The sequence below is a fragment of the Ruegeria sp. AM2 genome, assembly GCF_056540685.1.
In genome coordinates this window covers 396,803-420,593 of the sequence record NZ_JBQFXE010000002.1, presented here as the reverse complement: position 1 = coordinate 420,593, position 23,791 = coordinate 396,803, and the positions used below count along the sequence as shown (strand labels likewise).

Annotated in this window: 20 protein-coding genes; 9 read left to right on the top strand and 11 right to left on the bottom strand. The window is 58.4% G+C overall.

Annotated elements, in window-relative coordinates:
- Window positions 1-63 precede the first annotated feature (63 nt).
- Together ACR0CR_RS07625 and ACR0CR_RS07620 are read left to right on the top strand one after the other, a co-directional pair.
- Window positions 64-1,497 (top strand): cache domain-containing protein, encoded by a 1,434-nt coding sequence (locus ACR0CR_RS07625; RefSeq protein ID WP_480597982.1) that lies wholly within the window; start codon window positions 64-66, stop codon window positions 1,495-1,497.
- A complete protein-coding gene (locus tag ACR0CR_RS07620) occupies window positions 1,497-2,141 on the top strand; it encodes a response regulator transcription factor (RefSeq protein ID WP_480597981.1) in 645 nt (214 codons plus the stop codon). The genes ACR0CR_RS07625 and ACR0CR_RS07620 overlap by 1 nt, the downstream gene beginning before the upstream one ends.
- Window positions 2,142-2,222: 81 nt before the next feature.
- Here the strand turns inward: ACR0CR_RS07620 and ACR0CR_RS07615 are convergent, their stop codons facing one another.
- On the bottom strand, window positions 2,223-2,606 hold the full coding sequence (locus ACR0CR_RS07615) for a bleomycin resistance protein (protein ID WP_480597980.1): 384 nt from the start codon (window positions 2,604-2,606) through the stop codon (window positions 2,223-2,225).
- Window positions 2,607-2,644: 38 nt separating this feature from the next.
- Window positions 2,645-3,490 carry a HalD/BesD family halogenase gene (locus ACR0CR_RS07610; protein ID WP_480598243.1) on the bottom strand — a complete coding sequence of 282 codons (846 nt, stop codon included), beginning with the start codon at window positions 3,488-3,490 and terminating at the stop codon, window positions 2,645-2,647.
- Between the two features lie 423 nt (window positions 3,491-3,913).
- Here ACR0CR_RS07610 and ACR0CR_RS07605 point away from each other — a divergent pair, with 423 nt between their 5' ends.
- The 4 genes from ACR0CR_RS07605 (at window position 3,914) to ACR0CR_RS07590 (ending at window position 7,913) form a co-directional block, all read left to right on the top strand.
- On the top strand, window positions 3,914-5,665 hold the full coding sequence (locus ACR0CR_RS07605) for an acetolactate synthase 3 large subunit (RefSeq protein WP_480597979.1): 1,752 nt from the start codon (window positions 3,914-3,916) through the stop codon (window positions 5,663-5,665).
- A 67-nt stretch (window positions 5,666-5,732) separates the two neighbouring features.
- On the top strand, window positions 5,733-6,293 hold the full coding sequence (ilvN, locus tag ACR0CR_RS07600) for an acetolactate synthase small subunit (protein WP_480597978.1): 561 nt from the start codon (window positions 5,733-5,735) through the stop codon (window positions 6,291-6,293).
- 244 nt (window positions 6,294-6,537) lie between these two features.
- Window positions 6,538-7,695: an aromatic ring-hydroxylating oxygenase subunit alpha gene (locus ACR0CR_RS07595; RefSeq protein ID WP_480597977.1), complete on the top strand. Its 1,158-nt coding sequence runs from the start codon at window positions 6,538-6,540 to the stop codon at window positions 7,693-7,695.
- Window positions 7,692-7,913 carry a hypothetical protein gene (locus ACR0CR_RS07590; RefSeq protein ID WP_480597976.1) on the top strand — a complete coding sequence of 74 codons (222 nt, stop codon included), beginning with the start codon at window positions 7,692-7,694 and terminating at the stop codon, window positions 7,911-7,913. The genes ACR0CR_RS07595 and ACR0CR_RS07590 overlap by 4 nt, the downstream gene beginning before the upstream one ends.
- Before the next feature lie 4 nt (window positions 7,914-7,917).
- On the opposite strand, the gene ACR0CR_RS07585 is transcribed toward ACR0CR_RS07590, so the two are convergent.
- The 3 genes from ACR0CR_RS07585 to prfB all read right to left on the bottom strand — a co-directional run bounded on the left by ACR0CR_RS07585 (window position 7,918) and on the right by prfB (window position 11,429).
- The gene (locus tag ACR0CR_RS07585; protein ID WP_480597975.1) at window positions 7,918-8,694 is read right to left on the bottom strand and encodes a DUF2189 domain-containing protein; all 777 of its coding nucleotides are present in this window, start codon (window positions 8,692-8,694) and stop codon (window positions 7,918-7,920) included.
- A gap of 27 nt (window positions 8,695-8,721) precedes the next feature.
- Window positions 8,722-10,119: an amidase gene (locus tag ACR0CR_RS07580; protein ID WP_480597974.1), complete on the bottom strand. Its 1,398-nt coding sequence runs from the start codon at window positions 10,117-10,119 to the stop codon at window positions 8,722-8,724.
- A gap of 185 nt (window positions 10,120-10,304) precedes the next feature.
- Window positions 10,305-11,429 carry a peptide chain release factor 2 gene (gene prfB / locus ACR0CR_RS07575; RefSeq protein ID WP_480597973.1) on the bottom strand — a complete coding sequence of 375 codons (1,125 nt, stop codon included), beginning with the start codon at window positions 11,427-11,429 and terminating at the stop codon, window positions 10,305-10,307.
- A 77-nt stretch (window positions 11,430-11,506) separates the two neighbouring features.
- On the opposite strand from prfB, the gene ACR0CR_RS07570 reads away from it, so the two are divergent.
- A complete protein-coding gene (locus ACR0CR_RS07570) occupies window positions 11,507-12,340 on the top strand; it encodes an aminoglycoside phosphotransferase family protein (protein ID WP_480597972.1) in 834 nt (277 codons plus the stop codon).
- Here the strand turns inward: ACR0CR_RS07570 and ACR0CR_RS07565 are convergent.
- The 3 genes from ACR0CR_RS07565 to ACR0CR_RS07555 form a co-directional block, all read right to left on the bottom strand.
- Entirely contained in the window at window positions 12,334-14,823 is a 2,490-nt protein-coding gene (locus tag ACR0CR_RS07565) for a penicillin-binding protein 1A (protein ID WP_480597971.1), read from the bottom strand. The two genes, ACR0CR_RS07570 and ACR0CR_RS07565, sit on opposite strands and share 7 nt — an antisense overlap.
- Window positions 14,824-14,918: 95 nt before the next feature.
- The gene (locus tag ACR0CR_RS07560) at window positions 14,919-16,139 is read right to left on the bottom strand and encodes an N-acetylmuramoyl-L-alanine amidase (RefSeq protein ID WP_480597970.1); all 1,221 of its coding nucleotides are present in this window, start codon (window positions 16,137-16,139) and stop codon (window positions 14,919-14,921) included.
- Between the two features lie 66 nt (window positions 16,140-16,205).
- Window positions 16,206-17,369, bottom strand: a complete 1,164-nt coding sequence (locus ACR0CR_RS07555; RefSeq protein ID WP_480597969.1) for a pyridoxal phosphate-dependent aminotransferase — start codon at window positions 17,367-17,369, stop codon at window positions 16,206-16,208.
- Between ACR0CR_RS07555 and ACR0CR_RS07550 the strand changes: the two genes are divergently transcribed.
- The gene (locus tag ACR0CR_RS07550) at window positions 17,368-18,750 is read left to right on the top strand and encodes a M48 family metalloprotease (RefSeq protein WP_480597968.1); all 1,383 of its coding nucleotides are present in this window, start codon (window positions 17,368-17,370) and stop codon (window positions 18,748-18,750) included. The genes ACR0CR_RS07555 and ACR0CR_RS07550 overlap by 2 nt on opposite strands.
- Window positions 18,747-19,505, top strand: coding sequence for a DsbA family protein (locus ACR0CR_RS07545; RefSeq protein WP_480597966.1), 759 nt, complete (start codon window positions 18,747-18,749; stop codon window positions 19,503-19,505). The genes ACR0CR_RS07550 and ACR0CR_RS07545 overlap by 4 nt, the downstream gene beginning before the upstream one ends.
- A 297-nt stretch (window positions 19,506-19,802) precedes the next feature.
- Here the strand turns inward: ACR0CR_RS07545 and ispG are convergent, their stop codons facing one another.
- The 3 genes from ispG to hemA form a co-directional block, all read right to left on the bottom strand.
- On the bottom strand, window positions 19,803-20,924 hold the full coding sequence (gene ispG / locus ACR0CR_RS07540; RefSeq protein ID WP_480597965.1) for a flavodoxin-dependent (E)-4-hydroxy-3-methylbut-2-enyl-diphosphate synthase: 1,122 nt from the start codon (window positions 20,922-20,924) through the stop codon (window positions 19,803-19,805).
- Between the two features lie 70 nt (window positions 20,925-20,994).
- Window positions 20,995-22,209, bottom strand: a complete 1,215-nt coding sequence (locus ACR0CR_RS07535; RefSeq protein ID WP_480597964.1) for a helix-turn-helix domain-containing protein — start codon at window positions 22,207-22,209, stop codon at window positions 20,995-20,997.
- Window positions 22,210-22,338: 129 nt separating this feature from the next.
- On the bottom strand, window positions 22,339-23,562 hold the full coding sequence (gene hemA / locus ACR0CR_RS07530; protein WP_480597963.1) for a 5-aminolevulinate synthase: 1,224 nt from the start codon (window positions 23,560-23,562) through the stop codon (window positions 22,339-22,341).
- Window positions 23,563-23,791: the final 229 nt, after the last annotated feature.

Sequence of the window (23,791 nt, the reverse complement as noted above, 5' to 3'; positions counted from 1 at the left end):
CCGCAGACGGCACTTCGTTGGTCCGGCTTTACTTTTTTTGCGAAATACGCCTATCGCAGACATATGGGGAAGATTTGGAACGCCTTTCGGCCGAACTATGCGCAAAAACTGTCGCTCTTGGCGACGTTGCCGCTGATCCTGGCTGTGGCAGCCATTGCGATCCTCGTTGCTCATCAGTCGCGCAAATTGGCCGAACGTGAGATTGCCCAACTTGAAACGCAACTGATCGAGGCCAAAAAGGCCGAACTGCGGAATTATGTGACCCAAGCCCGCAACGGGTTCTACTTCGTTTACGGCTCGGCCCAACCCGATGATCAGGCTTCAAAGGATCAGGTGGCACAGATTTTGTCCGCGATGATCTATGGCGATGACGGGTTCTTTTTTGTCTACGATTATGACGGCAACAATCTGGTCAGCCCGCGCCAGACCGAGTTCATCAACAAGAACTGGAGCGGCCTGACCGACAGCGAGGGCACACCGGTCGTCGATGAACTGATCCGAATTGCCCGTCAGGGCGCCGGGTATCACACATACCTCTGGCCCAAACCTTCGACCGGGGAAGAGGCCCAGATGATCACATATGTCACCAGTTTCCCCAGTTGGCGATGGGCCGTCGGCACAGGCGTGTTTATCGACGACGTTGTCGCCTCGATTGCCGCCGCGCAGGCCGAGGTCGAAGCACGCGTGCGCCGCACTTTCTACTACATAGGTGGGATTACCCTTGCCGCGCTCATGCTGGTATTCTTCTCGGGCATGCTGCTGAACATTCGCGAGCGTCGTTTGGCAGATGCTAAGCTCAAGGAGCTGACGCAGCGCGTGTTCGATGCGCAGGAAGAAGAACGCGGGCGGGTCGCGCGGGAGTTGCATGACGGCATCAGCCAAATTCTGGTCGGAGTCCGCTATGCGCTGGACAACGCGCGCCGTCGTCTAACGCGTGGAGATGATGACGGCGCGCAGGGACCTTTGGAAAAAGGCATCGACAATCTGGGCACGGCAATCACCGAGGTTCGCCGCATCAGCCGGGATCTTCGGCCCGGCGTTCTGGATGATCTGGGCCTTGGCCCTGCCCTCAAAGCATTGACGGATGATTTCCGAGAACGCACGGGGATCGAGACCGACTTTTCGACGGTTGTTTTCCGTAACCGGTTGGATCAAGATAGCAAAATCGCCCTCTACCGTATCGCGCAAGAGGCGCTGACCAACATCGAACGCCACTCGGGCGCGACCCATGTGACGATCGATCTGCGCGGCCACAAGAAAGGGGCAACCATGCGCATCACTGACAATGGTCGTGGCTTGCGCAGTGAACCCGGCAAGGTCAGCACTGGGATCGGTTTGCGCAACATTCAGGAGCGTATTGACCAGCTGGACGGAACATTGCGCATCCTGTCATCACGCGGCCCCCGCAGTGGTACCGTGATCGAAGTCACGCTGCCTCTCAGCCATTTACTGTCTCCGCAAGACGAGGCAACTCAAACCCGAAAGGCAGGTTCCTGATGTCAGAGCCGGTTCGTGTCCTCATCGTCGATGACCACCCCATGGTGGCCGAAGGTATTCAATCCATTCTTGAAAGCTATGACGAGATCGAAGTGGTTGGCACCCTGTCCAATGGGCAGGACGCCGTTGACCGCGCGAACGAGTTGAAACCCGAAGTCGTTCTGATGGACCTCAACATGCCTGGCCTGAACGGGCTCAGCGCAACCGAGTTGATCCTGGAACGCGCGCCAGACACTCGGGTTCTGATCCTGTCGATGCATGACAGTCCCGAGTATATCTCGACCGCTCTCAGCCACGGCGCGCGCGGTTATGTCCTCAAGGATGTGCCAACCGAAGAGATCAAGCAGGCCATCGACGCCGTGATGCGTGGCGAGCAATACCTGTGCACCGGCGCCAGCGGGTCGTTGGAGCCCAAACGCGATGGCAGCCGCGAAGCGCTGACCGGGCGCGAGCAGACGATCCTTTTGGAACTGGCGCAGGGCAAATCGAACAAAGAGGTTGCGCTTGCCCTGGATATCTCAGTCCGCACAGTTGAAACCCATCGCAAGAACATCAAACGCAAGCTTGGCATTTCTTCCACTGCCGGGCTGACCCGCTATGCACTTGAACACGGCGTTCTGCAGGGCACCAGCCACGGATTCTGAGCGCAGCGCGGCACGCGCTGCCGGGCCCAACCAGAGGAGGTGCGCCGCAGGCGCATTGACGATGGGCGGGAGCATTTCGTTTCAGGGCCGCTGCCGAATGTCTTCTCCAAAGAAGATCAGCGTGCCATCTTCGTCCAAAACGTGGAACTCACGTTGTTCATATGGTTGGTTGAACGGTGCGCGGACGCGACCCTCGGGCAAGTCCGCCAACCCGGCGCGCATACTTTCAAAAAGCGCATCGATATCCTCGACATCGATATAGAATGACTGATCGTCTCCAAGTGGCTTTCCATCTTCGCGTGGAGGACATTCGAGCAAACGAATGGCCACCGGGTCACGCCTGAGGAAGGCATAGTTTTCCTGCTTGAACGTGCAGGTAAACCCAAGCCTCGAACTGTAGAACTCAATCTGGCGCTCTAGCGAAGAACACAGGACAAACGGCGTAAGTTGCACGAGCTTTGGCACGGGATCCTCCTAGGACGTCACTCAGAGTTTACCACAGTTCAGTCCAGCAACCGATCCGATCTATTGCCTTCCTTCTCATAATGGTGCGGCAGAACGCGACCATAGAGTTGCCGCGTCCGTTCGACCCCTCCGCACATGCCCTGCGATTCAACAAACGAGAAGATGCCGACATAACGTTTGCGCTGTCCGCTTACTGGCGCGACCCGATGCAGGGAGTATCTGCCTCGGAAAATTTGCAGGTCGCCGGGCTGCAACTCAAGCTTCCTAACGCGTCCCATATTGCCGTCCAGCACCGCAGTGACGGCTGGGAAGTTCTCATCCTCGGCGCTGCGCAGGTTTGGCGCATATTCAAACGCGCCGCCGTCTTCCCCATTCTGGATCGCGAGTGTCACTGTGTAGTTGTTGGTATCAAAATGCCAGGGAAACCCCTGCCCTTCTTCGACGACGTTGATTATTACGTCGGCCAGCGGATCGTCATACCGAAAAAAGCGATCTTCGCGTTCATTCAACGCCGCGCGGATAAATGGCATGAACCCTTCGAATTCATAAATCCGCCTCAGCGGGCTGTCTTGCGGGAAATTGTCAGCCGGCACAAACGCATTCGAACGGTCATAGAAACGGCGCAATGGATGCCCGATGCCAAATCTGGGATCGTCCTGAGTGAAATACACATTGGTACGGTTGAACGACCTGTGGGCCTTGGGCGCAACCCTGTCCGCCTCGGCCAGCAGGCGGGTCAATCCCTCATCGTGAACAAAGCCCGGCAGCACCGCACAGCCATCCTGCTCCAGTTCGCGCCGCAGGTCCTCAATCATTCGGTCATAAGCCCGCGACCCCGGGCAATCGATCGGATAGCGCCCCAAATCCACCAAATCTTGCAGCATCCAATACCTCTGGAACTCACGCTTCTGGATCAGGGTGAAGCAAGCAACATTCCGGTTCATGCCTGTTTTGGACATCCGCTTGACGCTTTCTGACACTCGGTTCCCAGCGATTCACGGACAAGTTGGACCATCAATTTCCCGAAAATTCCCGTCGGACGCACCGCAGCGCAACAAAATGTCGCAAATAACAGCCCGCAAGATAGAAAATTTGCGCATTTGCCTGTTGACGCCCCCTGCACCCGCCCATAATGTCCCTGCACGCAGAAAAGGAGCCTCTGGCGATGAGAACGCTAGTCGTAATCGTAGGAACCACGCGCATGGGCCAGTGACGGTTAACCATAATCCAACCCATGCGCCTCCGACACTCTCGGGGGCTTTTTTTTGGCAAAACGCAAGACACATGTCGCGAACGGAGCAAAGCAGATGACACGTGAGATGACCGGCGCAAAGATGGTGGTTCAGGCCCTCAAGGATCAGGGCGTGGACACGGTATTCGGATACCCCGGCGGCGCCGTGCTACCCATTTACGATGAGATCTTTCTGCAAAACGATATTCGCCACATTCTGGTGCGGCATGAACAGGGCGCGGTGCACGCGGCCGAAGGCTACGCGCGCTCGACCGGCAAGCCCGGGGTTGCATTGGTAACGTCCGGCCCCGGTGCCACGAACGCCGTGACCGGCTTGACTGATGCGCTGATGGATTCGATCCCGATTGTTGTTTTGACCGGACAGGTGCCGACCTTCATGATCGGTTCCGATGCGTTCCAAGAGGCCGACACCGTTGGCATCACCCGCCCGTGCACCAAGCACAACTGGCTGGTGAAGGACACGGATTCGCTGGCTGAGACGATGCACGAGGCGTTCCATGTCGCCACCTCCGGCCGCCCCGGTCCGGTGCTGATCGACATCCCCAAGGACGTACAGTTCGCCTCGGGCGAATACATCGGACCGAAGCCGTCGACCTCACATTACCAACCTGTGGTAAAGGGCGATCTGGAAGAGATCACCGAACTGGTCGCCGCCATGGAAAGCGCCAAGAAACCCGTCTTCTACACCGGCGGCGGGGTAATCAATTCTGGCCCCGCAGCCAGCCAGTTGTTGCGAGAACTCGTCGACGCGACCGGCTTTCCGATCACTTCGACCTTGATGGGTCTGGGTGCTTATCCGGCCTCGGGTGAGAATTGGTTAGGTATGCTGGGTATGCACGGTCTTTATGAGGCCAACCTTGCGATGCACGACTGCGACCTGATGATCAATATCGGCGCGCGGTTTGACGACCGGATCACCGGGCGGATTGATGCGTTCTCACCGAACTCGAAGAAAGCGCATATCGACATCGACCCGTCTTCAATCAACAAGGTGATCCGCGTTGATATCCCGATTGTGGGCGATGTCGCCCACGTGCTTGAGGATGTCCTTAAGGTCTGGAAAGCACGCGGACGCAAGACTGACGCCGCAAACGTGAAGCAGTGGCAGAACCAGATCAGCGAATGGCGCAAGATCAACTGTCTCGCCTACACCAACAGCGAGAAAACGATCAAACCGCAACACGCGCTGCAACGTCTTGAAGAATTGACCAAAAACCACGATCGCTACATCACGACCGAGGTCGGCCAGCATCAGATGTGGGCCGCGCAATACCTTGGTTTTGAGGATCCCAACCGCTGGATGACCTCGGGTGGTCTTGGCACTATGGGCTACGGGACCCCGGCGTCGATTGGCGTGCAGATGGCCCACCCGGATGCGTTGGTGATCAACGTGGCCGGCGAAGCGTCTTGGCTGATGAACATGCAGGAAATGGGCACCGCGGTGCAATACCGCCTGCCGGTCAAACAGTTCATCCTGAACAACGAACGTCTGGGTATGGTTCGCCAGTGGCAAGAGCTGCTGCACGGTGAGCGGTACTCGCATTCGTGGTCCGAGGCCCTGCCCGATTTCGTCAAGCTGGCCGAAGCGTTTGGCGCCAAGGGCATCCTGTGTTCCGATCCTGCCGATCTGGATGATGCGATTATGGAAATGATCAATTACGACGGTCCGGTGATCTTCGACTGTCTGGTCGAAAAGCACGAGAACTGCTTTCCCATGATCCCGTCGGGCAAAGCCCATAACGAGATGCTGCTGGGCGAGGCCGAAACGCAGGGCGTGATCGATTCCAAAGGTTCGGTTCTGGTTTAACAAAATTCGTCGAATTTTGTCGGGCGCTTCTGTGTCCGACATTCGCAGGATGATGAAAGGGACATAAATGTCTGCCCTACATATCAAAAAAGGCTCAACCCGCCATTCCGCCTATAACCTACGGCCCACCTTTTCGGACGTTCAGGAACGCCACACGATTGCCGTGCTGGTCGAAAACGAACCGGGCGTACTGGCCCGTGTGATCGGCCTGTTCTCGGGTCGTGGTTACAACATCGAAAGCCTGACCGTGGCCGAGGTGGACCATACCGGCCATCTCAGCCGCATCACCATCGTCACCACCGGAACCCCACAGGTGATCGAGCAGATCAAGGCGCAGCTGGGCCGAATTGTTCCGGTGCATGAAGTGCATGACCTGACCGTCGAAGGCCCCTCGGTCGAGCGCGAGCTTGCGATCATCAAGGTGGTCGGTGAAGGCGACAAGCGGGTCGAGGCATTGCGTCTTGCCGATATTTTCCGCGCCAATGTGGTCGACAGCACGTTGAATTCATTCATCTTTGAAATCACCGGCGCGCCCGATAAGATTGACGCTTTTGCCGATCTGATGCGACCTTTGGGACTGGTCGAAGTGGCCCGCACCGGTGTTGCGGCACTGCTGCGCGGAGACTGACAACACAGTCTGGCACCCGCAAACAGGCGGGTGCCATTTGGCGATTTCTGTATTCCCGTGGCTCGACCGCGCAATCACAGCATGCCCACGTTGCCGAATGGTATTTCAGTCTGCCCAAAAACCACCGTGCGGTTCGATCGCTTTTCCTGACCTTTGTGTCGTTGTGAGAAAAGCCGAGGTCGCGATTATGGATGCGTCGTGTCCCCTTGCATGCCTAGGCTGATCGGTAAGCAAGGAGATTACAATGGCCAGCACATCTTCCGACCTGACGGCAGTACGCCAACCGATCGAAACAGCTCTGGGGCTACCGAACGGACATTATACCGACCCCGCCGTGCATGCCGAAGAAAGCCAGGCACTGCTGATCAATGGGTGGGCCGGGCTTGCCGCGACGGCGGATGTACCCGAACCCGGCGACGCGGTTCCCTTGCAGTTCATGGGTATCCCGCTGCTGCTGCTGCGCGATCGCTCGGGTCAGGTACGCGTGTTCCAGAACATCTGCCGCCACCGTGGCATGATTTTAGTGGAGGAGCCCCGTAAGATCGAAGGCGCGATCCGCTGCCCCTATCACAGTTGGTGCTATTCCACCGAAGGCCGCCTTGTTGCCACCCCGCATGTAGGTGGGCCGGGCCAAAACGCCCATGACAACGTCAAACGGTCGGATCTGGGCCTGATCGAAGTGCGCAGCCATATCTGGCGCGAGGTTGTATGGATAAATGTCTCGGGGACGGCTCCGGAATTTGAGGACGCGAACGCGGCCCTGATCGCACGTTGGGCAGAGTTCGAAAAACCTCTGTTTCACGGCGGGGCCGACAGCTCGTTCCGTTTGGATGTGAAGTGCAACTGGAAGCTGGCGGTCGAGAATTATTGCGAAAGCTATCACCTGCCATGGGTGCATCCGGGCCTCAACAGCTACTCGCGGCTTGAGGATCATTATCATATCGAGGAACCGGGGCAGTATTCCGGTCAAGGCACGCTGGTCTACCGACAATTGAAGGACGAAACAGGCGCGGTCTTCCCGGATTTCGAAGGCCTAAGCACCAAATGGGATACGGCGGCTGAATACATTGCCGTCTTTCCGAATGTGCTGTTGGGCGTCCATCGGGATCATGCCTTTGCCATCATCCTACGGCCCGAAGCGCATGACCAGACCTCGGAACATATTCACCTGTTCTACCCTGTTGCCGACACCGATGACTGCTTGCGCGAACGGAATTCGGCGCAATGGAAAGAGGTGTTCGAAGAGGATGTCTTTGTCGTCGAAGGCATGCAACGTGGCCGCGCGGCACCCGGTTTTGACGGGGGGCGCTTTTCACCCGCAATGGACGGGCCGACCCATCTGTTCCACGATTGGGTCGCCCGCAGGCTTCAAGCCCACCGTACGCAAATGGCGGCTGAATGAGTGATCTGGACGCGCGCCTCTGGCACGCGCATCAGGCCCAGGATGCAGCCAAGCTTGCCGTTCTATACGAAGAGGCCGCAGATGCGGCCGAGGAAGAAGACGCGGTCGCCTTCTTCCTGACGCACGCCTATGTGCATGCGCTCGAGGCGAATACGCCAAGTGTTGAACACCTGCGCAAGCGTCTGATTTCAATGGGGCGCGATATTCCTCAGGGATGACGGTTTATACCGCAGCTTCCGGCTCTGAAATCTGCCGGTACAGGTGCCAACTGGCGTGTCCCAGCAGGGGCAAAACAACAAACAGCCCTAGAAACCAAGGTATCATCGCCAGAAACGTGACAACCGCGATGAACACACCCCAGCCCAGCATCACCCTTTTGTTGGCGTTGACATAGGCATAGCTGGCGATCATCGCGGTGACGAAATCCAGCTCCCGGTCCAGCAGCATCGGGATGGACAGCACTGTGATCATATACAGCAGGATCGCAAAGACTGCGCCTACGGCCGTTCCCACGGCCAACATAGTCAGCCCGTTCAGCGTCAGAAACACTTCGAGCGATGAGGACACGTTGGTCATGGTCGACAGCCCCATGAACAGCGCAAAGATCATGTGGCCAAGGAAAAACCAGAACAAAAACATCACCACGATAATGGCGCAGATCGAAGGCAGCTGCCGGCGGCTTTGCTGCACGACAACGCCAAAGATTGCCTTGAATTTCAGCGGCTCACCCTGCTCTAACCGATGCGACACCTCGTACAGGCCCACCGCAGCAAACGGCCCGATCAGGGGAAACCCAATCGCCGCCAGAACCAACCAGAATGACGTTCCGGTCCGGATTGTGACCCACGCCATGACCCAACCGGCCAGCACATAAAACCCGGCGAAAATCAAACCAAAAAGCGGGGCGCGGCGGTAGTCGCTCCAGGCTTGGCGCAGCGCCCGTTTCAACATATCCGGCTGTACAGATTTCAGTGTCGGTACGCCAAAAGGTTTGTCCATTCTCCGTCTCTCCTCCCCAGAAGATGTCTACATCGCGGGTCGCTGCTGAGGCCAGCGCGTCGCCTCGTGATAGGCTGCCCCGATCGACAACAAACGCCTGTCCGATCCGCGCGGCCCAAACAGCTGAACTCCCATTGGCAAGCCGCTGGCACCAAACCCTGCAGGCATACCAAGGCAGGGCAAACCCAACAAACTGACCGGTGTCACCACCTGCATCCAGCGATGATAGGTATCCATCGGCCGACCCGCAATTTCGGTGGGATATGGCGTGTCGATCTGGAACGGCCAGACCTGCGCAGAGGGCAGAACCAGCGCGTCATACTCCTCGAACACGGCCACAGCCCGGCGGAACCAGTCCGACCGGATGACACTGGCGCGATGCACGTCCATCGCACTTAACGCCAGACCACGCTGCAACTCCCATTGGGCGCTGTCTTTCAGCGCCGCCCTGCGGTCGGACAAGGGCTCCAGCCCTGCCGCCACAGTCCAGGACCGCAGAGTGATCCAACTCTCCCAGATCAGGTCCGCTTCAAAGGGTGCAGGAATCTCCTCCACATCAGCTCCAAGATCGGACAGAACACGCAGCGCGTCCTGACACAGGTCGGAAATCCCGGCTTCATAGGGGAACGCACCGCCCCAATCCGCCAGCCAGCCGATCCGCATGCCGGACAGATCCGCAGGCGCGACCCGACCCATTGGTGCGTAAGTGGCATTCAGAGGCTGCTTTGGCTCTGGACCCGCCATCACATCCAACAGCACGGCAATATCCGATGGCGACCGCGCCATCGGCCCCAGCGAGGACAATTGATGCAAGAACCCGTCGCCCGCAGGTTCCGACGGGACCACGCCCCAGCTTGGCCGGAAGCCGTAGACATTGTTCCAGGCCGCCGGATTACGCAGACTGCCCATCATGTCCGACCCATCCGCAAGCGCCAACATACCGGTCGCCAAAGCGACCGCCGCCCCCCCAGACGACCCGCCGCAAGTGCGTTCGGCATCATAGGGATTGGCCGTCGCGCCATAGACCGGGTTGAACGTGTGCGAGCCCAGGCCGAATTCCGGCGTATTGGTCTTGCCAATCAGAATCGCCCCCGCCGCCCGCAACCGCGTGGCCAACAGATCATCGGACTGCGGCACAAAATCCTGAAACAGGGGCGAGCCTTGCGTTGACGTAAACCCCGCCACATTGACCAGATCCTTGACCGCGATTGGCAAGCCATGCAGCGCACCCCGGTTCGGCCCTGCATCCATCGCCGCTGCCTCTTCCAACAACGCGTCCGCATTGCGCAGCGCCACAATGGCATTCACATGTGGGTTGACCTGTTCGACCCGAGCAAGGGTCGCCCGCATCACGTCAACACACGACACCCGCCGGGCTGCCAGATCGGCAAGAAGGGTTTCGGCAGAGATTTGGGTCAAGTCCATCAACAACTCGCGCTTTTCCAATCGGCAGTCACCGATCAGCCTAGCCAAGCCGCACCATCATTTAAACCCATTGTTTAGATGCATCTTTTCCACGCTCACGCGCACATCTGCCCCGCTTCATCTGGCCAAAAATATCCCGGGGGAGTCGCGGCCTGCCGCGATGGGGGCAGAGCCCCCTATCCGACCTAGTCGCCCTGCGCCTCGGACCGGGACTTGCCCGCAACGTCCATGGCCAGCGTCGCCGCCATGAACCCGTCCAGATCGCCATCCAGCACCCCTTTGGTGTCGGACGTTTCAAAGTTGGTCCGCAAATCCTTGACCATCTGGTAAGGCTGCAGCACATAAGACCGGATCTGGTTGCCCCAGCCCGCATCGCCCTTGGCTTCATGCGCCGCGTTGATATCTGCGTTTCGCCGATCCAACTCCTGCTGATACAGCCGCGATTTCAGCGCCTTCATGGCTATATCCCGGTTCTGGTGCTGCGACTTTTCCGAGCTGGTCACAACGATACCCGTCGGAATATGGGTGATCCGCACGGCCGAGTCCGTGGTGTTCACGTGCTGCCCACCCGCACCAGACGACCGGTACGTATCGATACGAATGTCCGAGGGGTTCACTTCGATCTCAATGTTGTCGTCCACCACGGGATAGACCCAGACCGAGCTGAACGACGTATGCCGCTTGGCCGCTGAATCGAACGGAGAAATTCGCACCAGACGATGCACGCCGCTCTCGGACTTCAACCAACCATAGGCGTTGTGCCCGGATATCTTGTAGGCGGCGGACTTGATCCCCGCCTCTTCCCCGGAGGTCTCGGATTGCAGCTCAACCGTATAGCCCTTTTTCTCGGCCCAACGCACATACATCCGTGCCAGCATCGACGCCCAGTCGCAGCTTTCCGTACCACCTGCGCCCGAGTTGATCTCGAGGAACGTATCATTGCCGTCGGCTTCACCGTCCAGCAGAGCTTCAAGCTCTTTCTTGGCCGCTTGCGAGCCAAGCTTGGCGATGGCGTCTTCGGCGTCCTTGACGACCTCTTCGTCCTCTTCCATCTCGCCCAATTCGATGAGTTCGATATTGTCGCTCAGATCGGTTTTGATGGACTCATAGGTCTCAATGGCATCGACGAGCAACTGACGTTCGCGCATCAGTTTCTGGGCGTTTTCAGGGTTGTCCCACAGGTTGGGGTCTTCAACACGCGCGTTGAATTCCTCCAGCCGATGCGGCGCGGTTTCATAGTCCATGCGCTGCGCCAGCAGCTCCAGCGACTTTTCGATTTCCGCCACGATGTTCTGGGTTTCGGCGCGCATGGTTACGTCCCAACTTGCTCAATCAGGCCTGCGTGATAGCAAGAGGTTCCGGCCACCACAAGATGAAGGAGACGCGAATGCATGGGCCTCCGGCGGATATCCTGAATGCATGGGCGCTGAGCGTCGATCATCTCGTCGCGGATACCGGCCACGCGCGCGTTTGGAAAGTCCGGACAGAAGACGGGCAGCCGACGGCGTTGAAACTATATCACCGCCCGGATCGCGGGAACGAGGCGTCCGGGACGCGGCTTTTGCAGATGTGGCAGAGTGCCGGTGCTGTCACTATATTGGCCGACGCCGAAAGCGCCATCCTCATGGAATGGCTCGATGGCCCCTCGCTTGGCGATATCGCACGCGGTGGCGACCCGATCAAAGCACTGCATATTTTCGCTGAAACAGCGGCTCGGGCACACGAAGTCGCAGTTTCACATATCGAAGCCTGGAAGCCCCTCCCCGACGTATTTCAACCGCTCTTCTCGAGTCAATTCTCCGAGGATTGCCCATCGGCATTGAAATTCGACGTAAACCGCGCCTGTGATCTGGCGCGTCACCTTCTGGACAGTCAAACCGAAATCGTCCCTCTGCACGGCGATCTGCATCCCGACAATGTGATCCTGACCGACGCTGGCCCTCGGGTTATCGATGCCAAAGGCTACATCGGCGACAAGGCGTTCGAACTGGCCAACGCGCTGCGCCATCCGAAAGGGATGCCCGATCTGGTCAGGCGACGCGATCAGATTGAGAATTGCCTGACGCAATACTCAGATGCTCTGAACGTGCCGCGTCGCAGGCTGGCCCAATGGGCTGCAGCAAAATGTGCGCTGTCGATTTTCTGGCGCGGGCATGGGGTTATCAGACCCGACCGCGAAGCCGGCCTATTGGCGAAGTTCCTAGAGATAGCGGATCAGTAAAGCCCGCCGCCCTGCAATTCGCCCTGGCTTGCATTTGGGCCGACCGTAATCGTGTCTCCGGTCGAAGTCGTCACCTGACGACCCGAATTGTTGACCTCTTCGAACAACGGCAGATCGGACCCCATTGCGAAGCCGCCGTCAAAGATTCGGTCGATAAAGCCATCGACACCATCGCGGAAATACTCGGCCACAACGTATTCTCCGGTGGCATCTTCGGGCAAACGCGCGCCGCTGAAACGGTCGATCTTGATGAAATGACCGCCTTCGGGCACCTCAAACGGACCACCGCCATATTTCTCGGTCGCGTGTTCCATGAAGCTCTGGAAAACCGGCCCGCACATCGTGCCGCCATATGCGCCGCGCCCCATCGGACGTGGGCGGTCATATCCGATATAGCAACCGGCCACGATGTTCGACGTGAAGCCGATGAACCACGCATCCTTGGAGTCGTTGGTCGTACCGGTTTTGCCCGCCGTCGGGACCGGCAAATTGACAAAACTCGACGCCGTCCCGCGATCCACAACGCCCTTCATCATCGAAGTCAACTGATACGCGGTAATCGCATCCATCACCTGGCTGCGGTTGGTTTCAATGGTCGGAGCCTCGTCTGGTTCCAGCCAGCTTGAGTTACAATTCAGACACTGGCGATCATCGTGACGGTAGATCGTCTTACCGAACCGGTCCTGAATGCGGTCGACCAGAGTGGGTTCGACCCGCTCACCGCCGTTGGCAAACATCGCATAGGCCGCGACCATCTTGTACAGCGTCGTCTCCTCGGACCCCAGTGAGTTCGCAAGGAACGCACCCATACGGTCATAGACCCCAAACCGTTCAGCATAGCCCGCCACGACCGGCATCGTGACCTCTTGCGCCAGACGGATCGTCATCAGGTTTCGCGACTGTTCAATCCCGGTGCGCAGCGGCGTAGGGCCGTAGAATTTGTTGGACGAGTTCTTGGGTCGCCACAGGCCTTGCGGCGTGTTCACCTCAATCGGAGCGTCCACAACAATGGTCGCGGGGCTGTACCCACTGTCGAGCGCGGCGGCGTAGACAAAGGGTTTGAAGCTGGAACCGGGCTGGCGCTGCGCCTGAGTAGCCCGGTTAAAGACCGAGTCCTGATACGAGAACCCGCCCTGCATCGCCAGAACACGGCCCGAGTTCACATCCATCGCGACAAAGCCGCCCTGCACTTCGGGTATCTGACGCGCGGACCATTGGCCCTCTTCCCCGGCCATGACCAGAATGACGTCGCCGCGTTTGAAATTGTCGCGGAAATTGCCCTGCATCCACTTGATGTCCGCGCGCGGGATCGTGCCATCGGCCGGACCATCCTCAATGCCAACGGTCAAAGACTGCTCGGCGACATTCAGCACGACTGCAGGATACCACTGCGTCGGCAGCACCACATCGCGCGGGATTTCCATGATCGCGAGTGCTTCGCGCCAATGGGCTTCGTCACTGAGTTTTTCCTCGGGGATTACTTCCCCGGTGCCATGCCATTTCCCACGGGACCGATCATATTTCTGCAAGGCCGTGCGCAGCGCCTCAGCAGCCTCGACCTGCATTTCCTCATCGACCGAGGCGCGCACGGTGAAGCCGCCGGTAAAGAACTCACCTTCGCCAAAATCCTCGCTCAGTTGGCGGCGGATTTCGTCGGTGAAATAGTCGCGCGGCGGCAGTGCAGTGCGGAAGCTTTCGAAATCGCCATTCTGAACGGAACGCAGAGGCATCTCGACCTCGGACTGATAGGTCGCTTGGTCGAGGTAACCGTTCTGGTTCATTTCACGCAGCACGTAGTTTCGACGGTCCAGAAGTCGCTGTTTTTCCCAAACCGGGTGATAGTCAGAAGGCGCCTTGGGCATCGCTGCCAGCATCGCGGCCTCGTGCGGGGCCAATTCCTGCAGGGTTTTGTTGAAATAAGTCTGCGCCGCGGCCGTTACACCATACGAGTTCTGACCAAGGAAAATCTCGTTCATGTAGAGTTCGAGAATTTGTTCCTTGTCCAGCGTATCCTCAAGCCGGGTGGCGAGAATGATTTCCTTGATCTTTCGCTCGGCGCGACGGTCGCCCGACAACAGGAAGTTCTTCATCACCTGTTGCGTGATTGTGGATGCCCCGCGCACGTTTTCGCCTTTGGACTTCACCGCTTCGACGCCCGCGGCAACAATTCCCCGAGGGTCATAGCCTTGATGGGTGTAAAAGTTCTTGTCCTCGGCGGAAATGAACGCCTGTTTGACCAGATCGGGGATTTCCTCTGACGGTGTGAACAGGCGACGTTCCTGTGCAAACTCGTCGATCAGTTGCCCCTCACCGGAATAAATTCGGCTGATGGTCGGTGGCTTGTACTGCGCCAGCGATTCATGGCTGGGCAGATCGCGCCCGTACATCCAGAACACCGCACCGATCACCAGCGCTGTCATAAAGATACCCAGAGTCACGAGGCTGAAGATCGCCCCGAAAATCGAAAGAATAAAACGGATCACGTTGCTGCCTTTTCCTCGCGGTGCCGCCTATATAGGGATGACCCTGCCCCGGGTCAAAACCCGATGGCCAATATTAGCCTGTTTGGGTCGCAGGGTCACTGACCAATCAGGGACCGATTGACCAGATCGTCCTGACGCCACTGGACCAGTCCGTCGCGAATACCGCGCGCCATGCCGATGCGCCATTCCGGATTTGTAATGTTTTCCAAGTCTCTGCGACTGGACAGAAATCCAAGCTCGACCAGAACTGATGGAATGTCAGCAGCCTTGAGAACCGAAAACGACGCCGTACGGATCGGTTTGTTGTTCATCGGCCCGCCTTGTTGCGTCATGCCGGTCGCCAGAGCTTGCGCCAATGCGTCCGTTCGCGGCTTTGTCTCCTGCCGGGCCATATCCAGCAGGACATCTGCGACCTGATCGTCGGAACCGCTCAGATCGATGCCCGCGATCAGATCGCCCCGGTCATGCCGCTCCGCCAGCTTATGACTGGCCACATCCGAGGCGTCATCTGACAGAGTGTACACCGCCGCGCCGTGTGCCCGACCCTCGGACAGCCAATCGGCATGCAATGAGATGAAGACGTCCGCACCAGCGCGGTGCGCCAAGGCAATGCGGCGTTCAAGCGAGACGAAATGGTCGTCGGTGCGGGTCATGATCACCTCGAACCCCTCGGCCCGCAGCAACAATTCGCGCAGCTCGCGGGCAAAGGTCAGCATCAGGGTTTTTTCATTTGTGTCCGCAACCTCGGCCCCGGGATCAATTCCGCCATGACCCGGGTCCAGCATGATCCGCAATGGACGCGCATCATAGGAGCGTGACAATGCGGCAGTCACAGCCGGTTCGGGTAAATCCCACCCCGGTTGGCGTGGTGCGCCTGCGCTGGCCACAAAACTGTCGAAATCCGTCCCTTTCAAGTGCAGCGTCAGATGCGCGCTGCCTGAGGTTTCATCAACGCGCATGTCTGCCGTATCAACGGCCAAAGGCGCGCCAAGCTCCAACACCATCCGGGTCCATCCGGGAACATAAGGCCCAAACTGAACGCCGCTGATGCGATCGGTTTGCAGGAATGCCTCTCGTTCCAGACCGGTCCAGTCGACCTCTTGAAAGTCCAGAACCATGCGGTAGGGATCACGCAGCGTGAAAACGCGGTAAGGAACGCCCTGGCTGAGCGAAAGTTCGACGCGCACACCCGCGCGCCCGTCATCCACAATGCGGCTGTCCTGCGGCACAATGCGCGCCAAGGCGCTGAAATCATGCGCGAATGCAGCGCTTGTCATCGCTAAGACCAGCGCGATGGCGTAGAAAATCCTGCTCATAGCCTCAAGTGTTCCCGAGATCATTTGAGCACCAACCTATCGCAATTGGGTCATCTTGTGAACGCCCTAAGCGTGTTCGGCAATTGCGCCGCGTTCCGTCATGAAACGACGCAGACGCAGCAGCCCTTCCTCGATATCCGCTGTCGAACGCGCGTAAGAAAACCGCAGCGTAGAGTGACCGCGCTGTGGGTCAAAGTCCAAGCCGGGGGTAACAGCCACTCCGGCCATTTCCAAAATTTCAGCGGCGAATGCGCGGCTGTCGTCTGTCAGGTTCGACACATCGGCGTAGACGTAGAATGCACCGTCCGGAGGCGCGATATTGGTAAACCCGGCTTTGGGTAGCCCCTCAAGCATCAATGCGCGATTGCGGCGATAGACGTCCAGATTTGCTTGCAATTCGTCCTTGCATTCCATCGCGGCCAACGCGGCCAGTTGGCTCGCGTGCGGCGCGCAGATGAACATGTTTTGGGCAATCCGCTCCACGACTCGGACCTGATCCTCGGGCACGACCATCCATCCGACACGCCAGCCTGTCATCGAAAAATACTTGGAGAATGAGTTGATCACATAGCATTCATCCGTCAGCTCCAGCGCAGTGACGGCTTTGGCCTCATATTCCAATCCATGGTAAATCTCATCGCTGATAAAGGACGCCCCCTGCCCCTTGGCCGCCTCGATCAGAGCGCCCATAGCTGTGTGATCCAACATCGTACCGGTGGGATTGGCCGGAGAGGCCACCATCAGACCTTGCAAATCCATCCCGGCGAAATCCGAAGGAACTGGCTGCAGGCGGTTCTCAGGTGCCGTCGGTAAATCCACTGGAACCAGCCCCAGCGCCTTGAGAATCTGGCGGTAGGACGGGTAGCCAGGTGCACCGATGCCCACTCGGTCACCGCTGTCGAACAGGGCAGTGAACGCCAGAAGAAATCCACCCGACGAACCGGGGGTGACCACCACCCGTTCAGGATTCAGATCGACGTCGTACCACTCACCATAAAGCTGCGCGATCCGTTGTCGCAATGCGGGCAAGCCAAGGGCAACGGTATAGCCCAAGGGCGCTTGCTCCATCGCTTTGGCAAGGGCAGCAGTTGCCCCTTTTGGCGCACCTGTTCCGGGTTGCCCCACCTCCATGTGGATGATGTGACGACCGGCTTCTTCTGCGCGGCGCGCGGCCTCCATGACGTCCATCACGATAAAGGGATCGACCTCGGACCGGGTTGAGTTTCGCATGCCCATCTCCCACATTGCAGTCATGGCTTTTGAGCGCGTATCCAGGCTGGCGTCAATCCCGGCCCTGTTGCTGATTGCGGTGACTTGGATGGCAAGTGCTGTTCAGTCCAACGCTCAAAGCCTGATCCGGGATGCCGATATTGAACATGGGTTGCGGGAACTGGCTTTCCCTGTGCTTCGCGCGGCGGGATTGAACACCAACCGGGTGCGCATCATCGTGGTCAATGACAGCACGTTCAACGCCTTCGTTATCGACTACAACGCGATCTATGTGAATTACGGGCTGATTCTGACGGTTGAGAGCCCCGAGATGTTGCAGGCCGTGATCGCCCATGAAGCGGCGCATATCGCCAACGGACATCTGGCCCGTCGGTCCGAAAACCTGCGCGCGGCGGAACGCAACGCGCGTTTGGGCACGGCTCTGGCACTGATCGCAGCCGCCGCAGGAAGCGGAGAGGCCGCCGCTGGTGTAGCCGCCGGAACCTCATCGGCCGCCTTGCGCAGTTTTTTGGGCCACACTCGGGCCGAAGAAGCCTCCGCCGACCGCAGCGCGGCCAGCTACCTGCGCGCGGCTGGTATCTCGCCCATCGGCATGGTTCGGTTGCACAGAAAATTTGCCGGTCAGGAGTTGCTGAGCGAGGCCAATCAGGACCCCTATATGCGCTCGCACCCAACAAGCCGGGAACGCCTTCGGGCTGCCGAAGCGTTTATGGCAGAGTTTGAGGACCGCGCCCAGCCGAACCAGAACGCCGATTATTGGTTCGCGCGCGTTAAGGGCAAGCTTTCGGCCTTTACGCGTTCACCCACATGGACATTGCGACGGGCAAAGGAAGAAACTGCACAGGACATTCGCCTGATGCGCGAGGCGTCGGCCCATCATCAGAACCGCGATCTGGTCCGTGCGCGCGCCGCGATTGATGGCGCACTGGAAATCCGCCCGGACGATCCCTTTTATTACGAGTTGAAGGGCCAGATTCTGCTGGAAAACCGCCAGGCAAAGGAAGCGATCACAGCTTATGGAAATGCGGTCGAGATGGCGCCGAATGACGCATTGGTTCTGGCAGGATATGGTCGTGCTCTTCTTGCGGATGGCCAGACGAAGAGCGCCTTGCAAGCCCTTGAAAAGGCGCGCGCTCGGGACAACAGAAATGCACGCCTGATGCGCGATTTGGGTCTGGCTTACGCTCAGACCGGAAACAACGGAATGGCATCTGCTGTGACTGCCGAAAGATATGCCTTGCAGGGCCGTCTAGACGATGCAGGAATTCATGCCAAACGCGCTGTTGCGCAACTCCCCGTCGGTTCACCGGGTTGGCAAAGGGCACAGGATGTGCTGATTGCCTCTGAAAGAGCCGAGAAAAAGAAAAGGAAACGGAAATGATCCTCAGACATGCCGCACCCGCCCTTCTGGGGCTTTCCCTGATCTCCAGCCCTGCGCAGGCATTGGACCTGAACGCCATGACCGAGGCCGAAAAGGCTGAGTTCGGCGCGCAGGTGCGTGAATACCTGCTAGAAAATCCCGAAGTGATCATCGAGGCGATCAACATACTTGAAGAACGTAATGCTGCTGCTGAAGCCGCCGCAGACAAGGATCTGGTCGCAGCAAACACGGACGAGTTGTTCAATGACGGCTATAGCTGGGTAGGCGGCAATCCGGATGGCGACATTACTCTGGTCGAATTCATGGACTATCGCTGTGGCTATTGCCGACGCGCTGTGCCCGAGGTTGCCAGCCTGCTGGCATCAGACGGCAACATCCGCCTTGTCATCAAAGAACTGCCGATCCTCGGAGAAGCTTCGGTATTGTCCTCACGCTTTGCAGTAGCCACAAAGCAAGTTGCCGGGGATGACGCCTATAAACAGGTGCATGATGCCCTGCTTGAGTTCACCGGCGACGTCTCGGACGTCACGCTCGGTCGTCTGGCGGACGGGCTCGGTCTGGACAGCGCGGCGATCCTGGACGCGATGGACAGCGATGAGGTCACTGCCGAAATCGCCCAGACGCGCGAACTTGCGCAGCGCATGAACATCTCGGGCACGCCGTCCTTCGTTCTGGGCACAGAAATGCTGCGCGGCTATCTGAAAGCAGACCAGATGCAACAGATCGCTGATGGAGTGCGCGCGGAACAAGGGTAAGCACTAGGGGCGGCATTGCCGCCCAACGCCGCGCCTCGGATCGGGAAGCAATTCGCCTTGAACAACGGCCTTAGGATAGCCGGGTAAGCCGCTGCATCTTCTTGCTTTATTTGGTGCTACGAAGAAGTCTTCCGAATTTTACGCCTGCCAGGCCGTCCATATTGATCTGCGGGGCGGCCCCGATTGTTGTCGGACAATCCAAACCATATTGGATAGCACCTTCAAGCAACCCAATGAGGGGGGACGATTTTGTCGCCCTCTGAAACCCCCATCTTTGAGACAAGACAGCGGACGGCTTTACTCTGCCGCCTCGGCTGCGGCATCCAGTTCAGCGGCCTTCTTTTCGACCTGCTCAACGATGTGATCGATCATCTGATCGTTCGACATCTTGTGGCTGGCCTTACCTGCAAGATACACCATGCCCGAACCGGCCCCGCCGCCGGTGAAACCGACATCGGTCATCAATGCTTCGCCCGGGCCATTCACGACGCAACCGATGATCGACAGGCTCATGGGCGTTTTGATGTGCTCCAGCCGGTGTTCCAGCGCCTCGACCGTCTTGATCACGTCAAACCCCTGCCGCGCGCAGGAGGGGCACGAGATGATGTTCACCCCGCGATGCCGCAAGCCCAGAGATTTGAGGATTTCAAACCCGACCTTTACTTCTTCAACCGGATCGGCAGACAGGCTGACGCGTATCGTGTCGCCGATGCCCATCCACAGAAGATTGCCTAAACCGATGGCGGATTTGATGGTACCTGACACCAACCCGCCGGCCTCGGTAATACCCAGATGGATGGGTGCGTCTGTGGCCTCGGCTATGCCCTGATAGGCTGCAGCGGACAGAAACACGTCGCTGGCCTTAACGCTGATCTTGAATTCGTGGAAATCGTTGTCCTGCAGGATGCGGATATGTTCCAACCCGCTTTCCACCATCGCCTCGGGGCAAGGTTCGCCGTACTTCTCCAGCAGGTGCTTTTCAAGGCTTCCGGCATTTACCCCAATCCGGATCGAGCAATTGTGGTCACGGGCGGCGCTGATGACCTCTTTCACACGCGTTTCATCGCCAATATTGCCCGGATTGATACGCAGGCACGCGGCGCCCGCTTCGGCCGCCTCAATCCCGCGTCGGTAGTGGAAGTGGATATCGGCCACGATGGGTACGGGGCTTTCGCGCACGATCTCTTTCAGTGCCTTCGAGGATGCCTCATCCGGAACGGAAACCCGCACGATGTCTGCACCCGCTTCGGCCGCCGCCTGAACTTGCGCAACGGTTGCCGCAACATCGGTGGTCAGTGTGTTCGTCATCGTTTGCACGGCAATAGGTGCGTCGCCGCCAACCGGGACGTTTCCGACCATGATTTGACGGGATTTGCGGCGATAGATGTCGCGCCATGGGCGCACATGGTTCAGAGACATGGAAACGGGCTCGCGTCTGTCTGGGTTGCGCCTTAGATAGTCTGACGGATGCTGCGCCGCAATGGCCGGATTATTCGGTGGGCTCTTCGGTCGCTGCGGTGTTCAGCTCAGCCACCAATTGCTTGAGCGCGCTGTTCTGGTCAGCCTCAAGATCGGCGACGGTATAGTTTTCCGCAACAGCGTCTTTTGACAGAACCACGCCTTTAGCAACGGTGCCAGGTGCACCGACCGGGCCGAAGTGTTCGCCATTCATCGAGAAATACACTGATCCCGATGCGCCGGCCCGCAATTGCGGTGGTTCTTCGGTCAGCGGAACTTCAAACGTGCTGCCCTGTTCCACGGTGCCCAAGGTGCCTTCGAAAATAACGCTGCCATCCGCCGAAGTGACACGCATCCAAGCCGGAGCGACGGCGACGATTTTGAGCGTCGTGTCAATCTTTTCGACAACCTGAGGCAGGTCGGGACGCACAACGGTATGAACCTCGGCCACTTCGACCTTGGGCGGCTCGGGTGCACGGAACGTGCCAACCGTGCGCGGATCGAGGGTCGAGATCGGCGCGTCGCGCGCCACCAAAACCGGTACATCCAGCGCCTGTGGACGGTAGAGTCGGTCGAGCGCCTCAACGCTCGGGCTGCTTACGCTTGCCACGTCGTCGCCTGTTGGCTGCACGCGCGCTGCGTCCAGCGGATCAAGATCTGTCAACACGACAGGCGCTTGCTCAACCGGGGTGACCTGCACTTGTTGAATGCGGTTCAAAACCGACCATCCACCATACCCAATCCCGCCAATCACGGCCAAAAGGACCAGCGTCGATCCAATCGCCCGTGGTTCAATCTGGCTGACCATGGATTCGCGGCCTGGAACGAACGGAGTGTTCGGAGACATGAACGGATCACGCCCCATCGGCCCGCGCGACGGCAAACCGCCCGGGTTTTTCTTGACCACAGAGGCCTGAGCCGACATTCCATGAGCGACCTCAAAGCCGCTTTCCTCGCAAAAAGTTGCAAAGGTCTGATCGGGGTTCATACCCAGATAGCGTGCATAGGAACGCACATATCCGGCGATGAAGCCGGGTGTGTCAAAAGCGTCAGGATCTGCGTTTTCGATAGCGGCGATGTAGTTGGCTTTGATCCGCAACTCGCGCTGAACATCCAGAAGCGACTTGCCCATTGTTGCGCGCTCGCCACGCATAACATCGCCAAGCCGTACTTCGTAGTCGTCGAACCCTTTGGGTCTGACGTCTGTGTCCTCTTCGGATTCGCGCTGTGATCTGCGCCCAATCATCCCTGCTGCCCCATTCTGCCCGTCGCGCGTTTCACGCTATCGGCGAATCACCCCTTTGACGATTCGTCCGATACTTTTGTTAACGCAATCTTAACACGCGACAAACTCGTTGCACACTTTGGCGTTAGGTTAACCGGCAAGTTCGGCGCGATTTAGCGCACAATGTGACCAAAGTTCGTCCATCGCTTGCACCAAACGGTTCATCTCGTCTGGCCCATGGACCGGAGACGGGGTGAATCGCAGGCGTTCGGTTCCGCGCGGGACAGTTGGGAAATTGATAGGCTGAACATATATGCCGTAATTGTCCAGCAGCATATCGCTGAGCATTTTGGTGTGGACAGGATCACCGACAATCACGGGCACAATGTGGCTGCCGTGGTCAATCAGAGGCAGGCCCATGCCCTTCAGCCGCAGTTTCAGGATCTTGGCCTGCGTTTGATGTTGTTCGCGCAACTCGGGCGTGCGCTTGAGATAGGCAACAGAGGCGGCAGCCCCCGCCGCGACCGCAGGTGGCAGCGAGGTCGTGAAAATAAAGCCCGGCGCATACGAGCGCACGGCGTCACACATTTTGGCGCTGGCAGCGATGTAGCCGCCCATGACGCCAAACGCCTTGGCCAATGTGCCATTAATAATGTCGATACGATGGGCCAGCCGGTCGCGTTCGGTCACGCCACCGCCGCGTGGTCCATACATGCCAACGGCATGAACCTCGTCGATATAAGTCAGGGCCCCAAACTCATCGGCCAGATCACAGATCTCTTCGATCGGGCCAAAGTCGCCGTCCATCGAATACACGGATTCGAAGGCGATCAGTTTGGGCGCAGACGGGTCATCGGCCTCAAGCAATTCGCGCAGATGTGCAACGTCGTTGTGGCGGAAGATGCGCTTGGCCCCACCATTGCGGCGCACTCCTTCGATCATCGAAGCATGGTTCAGCGCGTCGGAATAGATAATCAGCCCGGGGAACAGCTTGGGCAGCGTGCTGAGCGTCGCATCATTAGCAATATAGGCGCTGGTGAACAGCAGGGCTGCTTCCTTGCCATGCAGATCGGCCAGTTCAGCCTCAAGCCGTTTGTGATAAACCGTGGTGCCCGAAATGTTGCGCGTCCCGCCTGAACCAGCGCCCGCTGCGTCAACGGCTTCGTGCATCGCCTCCAGGACGACAGGGTTTTGCCCCATGCCAAGATAGTCATTGCCGCACCAGACGGTGATATCCTGCTGCGACCCATCCGGGCATGTTCGCACGGCATGCGGGAAATGGCCATTGCGACGTTCGATATCGATAAAGGTCCGGTAACGTCCTTCGTCATGCAGCCTGGCAATCGCTGAATCGAGCTGAGCACTGTAGTCCACCGGACCCTCCTTGAATGCCCGGCCTCTGTTCGCGGCAGCGCGGGCGGCATATTTTGTCGCGCTCAACAGACTGTACTGCTTCGGCGACTTTGCGTTCGTTCAGATCAAACATCTAGTGACCGGAACGGGGCGCATCATTGATTTGCATCAAATATCGATTTGGACCCGCGCCGACAAGTAAAGTTACGGCAATGAGACGTGGGGAAACGACGCAGGCTATTTCCTTTGT

Coding starts and splice junctions, on each gene's coding strand:
- ACR0CR_RS07590 (WP_480597976.1), top strand. CDS start 7,692: ATGAGTGATCTGGACGCGCGCCTCTGGCACGCGCATCAGGCCCAGGAT.
- ACR0CR_RS07610 (WP_480598243.1), bottom strand. CDS start 3,490: ATGCTGCAAGATTTGGTGGATTTGGGGCGCTATCCGATCGATTGCCCG.
- ACR0CR_RS07560 (WP_480597970.1), bottom strand. CDS start 16,139: ATGAGCAGGATTTTCTACGCCATCGCGCTGGTCTTAGCGATGACAAGC.
- ACR0CR_RS07570 (WP_480597972.1), top strand. CDS start 11,507: ATGCATGGGCCTCCGGCGGATATCCTGAATGCATGGGCGCTGAGCGTC.
- ACR0CR_RS07585 (WP_480597975.1), bottom strand. CDS start 8,694: ATGGACAAACCTTTTGGCGTACCGACACTGAAATCTGTACAGCCGGAT.
- ACR0CR_RS07535 (WP_480597964.1), bottom strand. CDS start 22,209: ATGATTGGGCGCAGATCACAGCGCGAATCCGAAGAGGACACAGACGTC.
- ACR0CR_RS07545 (WP_480597966.1), top strand. CDS start 18,747: ATGATCCTCAGACATGCCGCACCCGCCCTTCTGGGGCTTTCCCTGATC.
- ACR0CR_RS07605 (WP_480597979.1), top strand. CDS start 3,914: ATGACACGTGAGATGACCGGCGCAAAGATGGTGGTTCAGGCCCTCAAG.
- ACR0CR_RS07580 (WP_480597974.1), bottom strand. CDS start 10,119: ATGGACTTGACCCAAATCTCTGCCGAAACCCTTCTTGCCGATCTGGCA.
- prfB (WP_480597973.1), bottom strand. CDS start 11,429: ATGCGCGCCGAAACCCAGAACATCGTGGCGGAAATCGAAAAGTCGCTG.
- ACR0CR_RS07595 (WP_480597977.1), top strand. CDS start 6,538: ATGGCCAGCACATCTTCCGACCTGACGGCAGTACGCCAACCGATCGAA.
- ispG (WP_480597965.1), bottom strand. CDS start 20,924: ATGTCTCTGAACCATGTGCGCCCATGGCGCGACATCTATCGCCGCAAA.
- ACR0CR_RS07555 (WP_480597969.1), bottom strand. CDS start 17,369: ATGCGAAACTCAACCCGGTCCGAGGTCGATCCCTTTATCGTGATGGAC.
- ACR0CR_RS07620 (WP_480597981.1), top strand. CDS start 1,497: ATGTCAGAGCCGGTTCGTGTCCTCATCGTCGATGACCACCCCATGGTG.
- ACR0CR_RS07625 (WP_480597982.1), top strand. CDS start 64: ATGGGGAAGATTTGGAACGCCTTTCGGCCGAACTATGCGCAAAAACTG.
- ilvN (WP_480597978.1), top strand. CDS start 5,733: ATGTCTGCCCTACATATCAAAAAAGGCTCAACCCGCCATTCCGCCTAT.
- ACR0CR_RS07550 (WP_480597968.1), top strand. CDS start 17,368: ATGCCCATCTCCCACATTGCAGTCATGGCTTTTGAGCGCGTATCCAGG.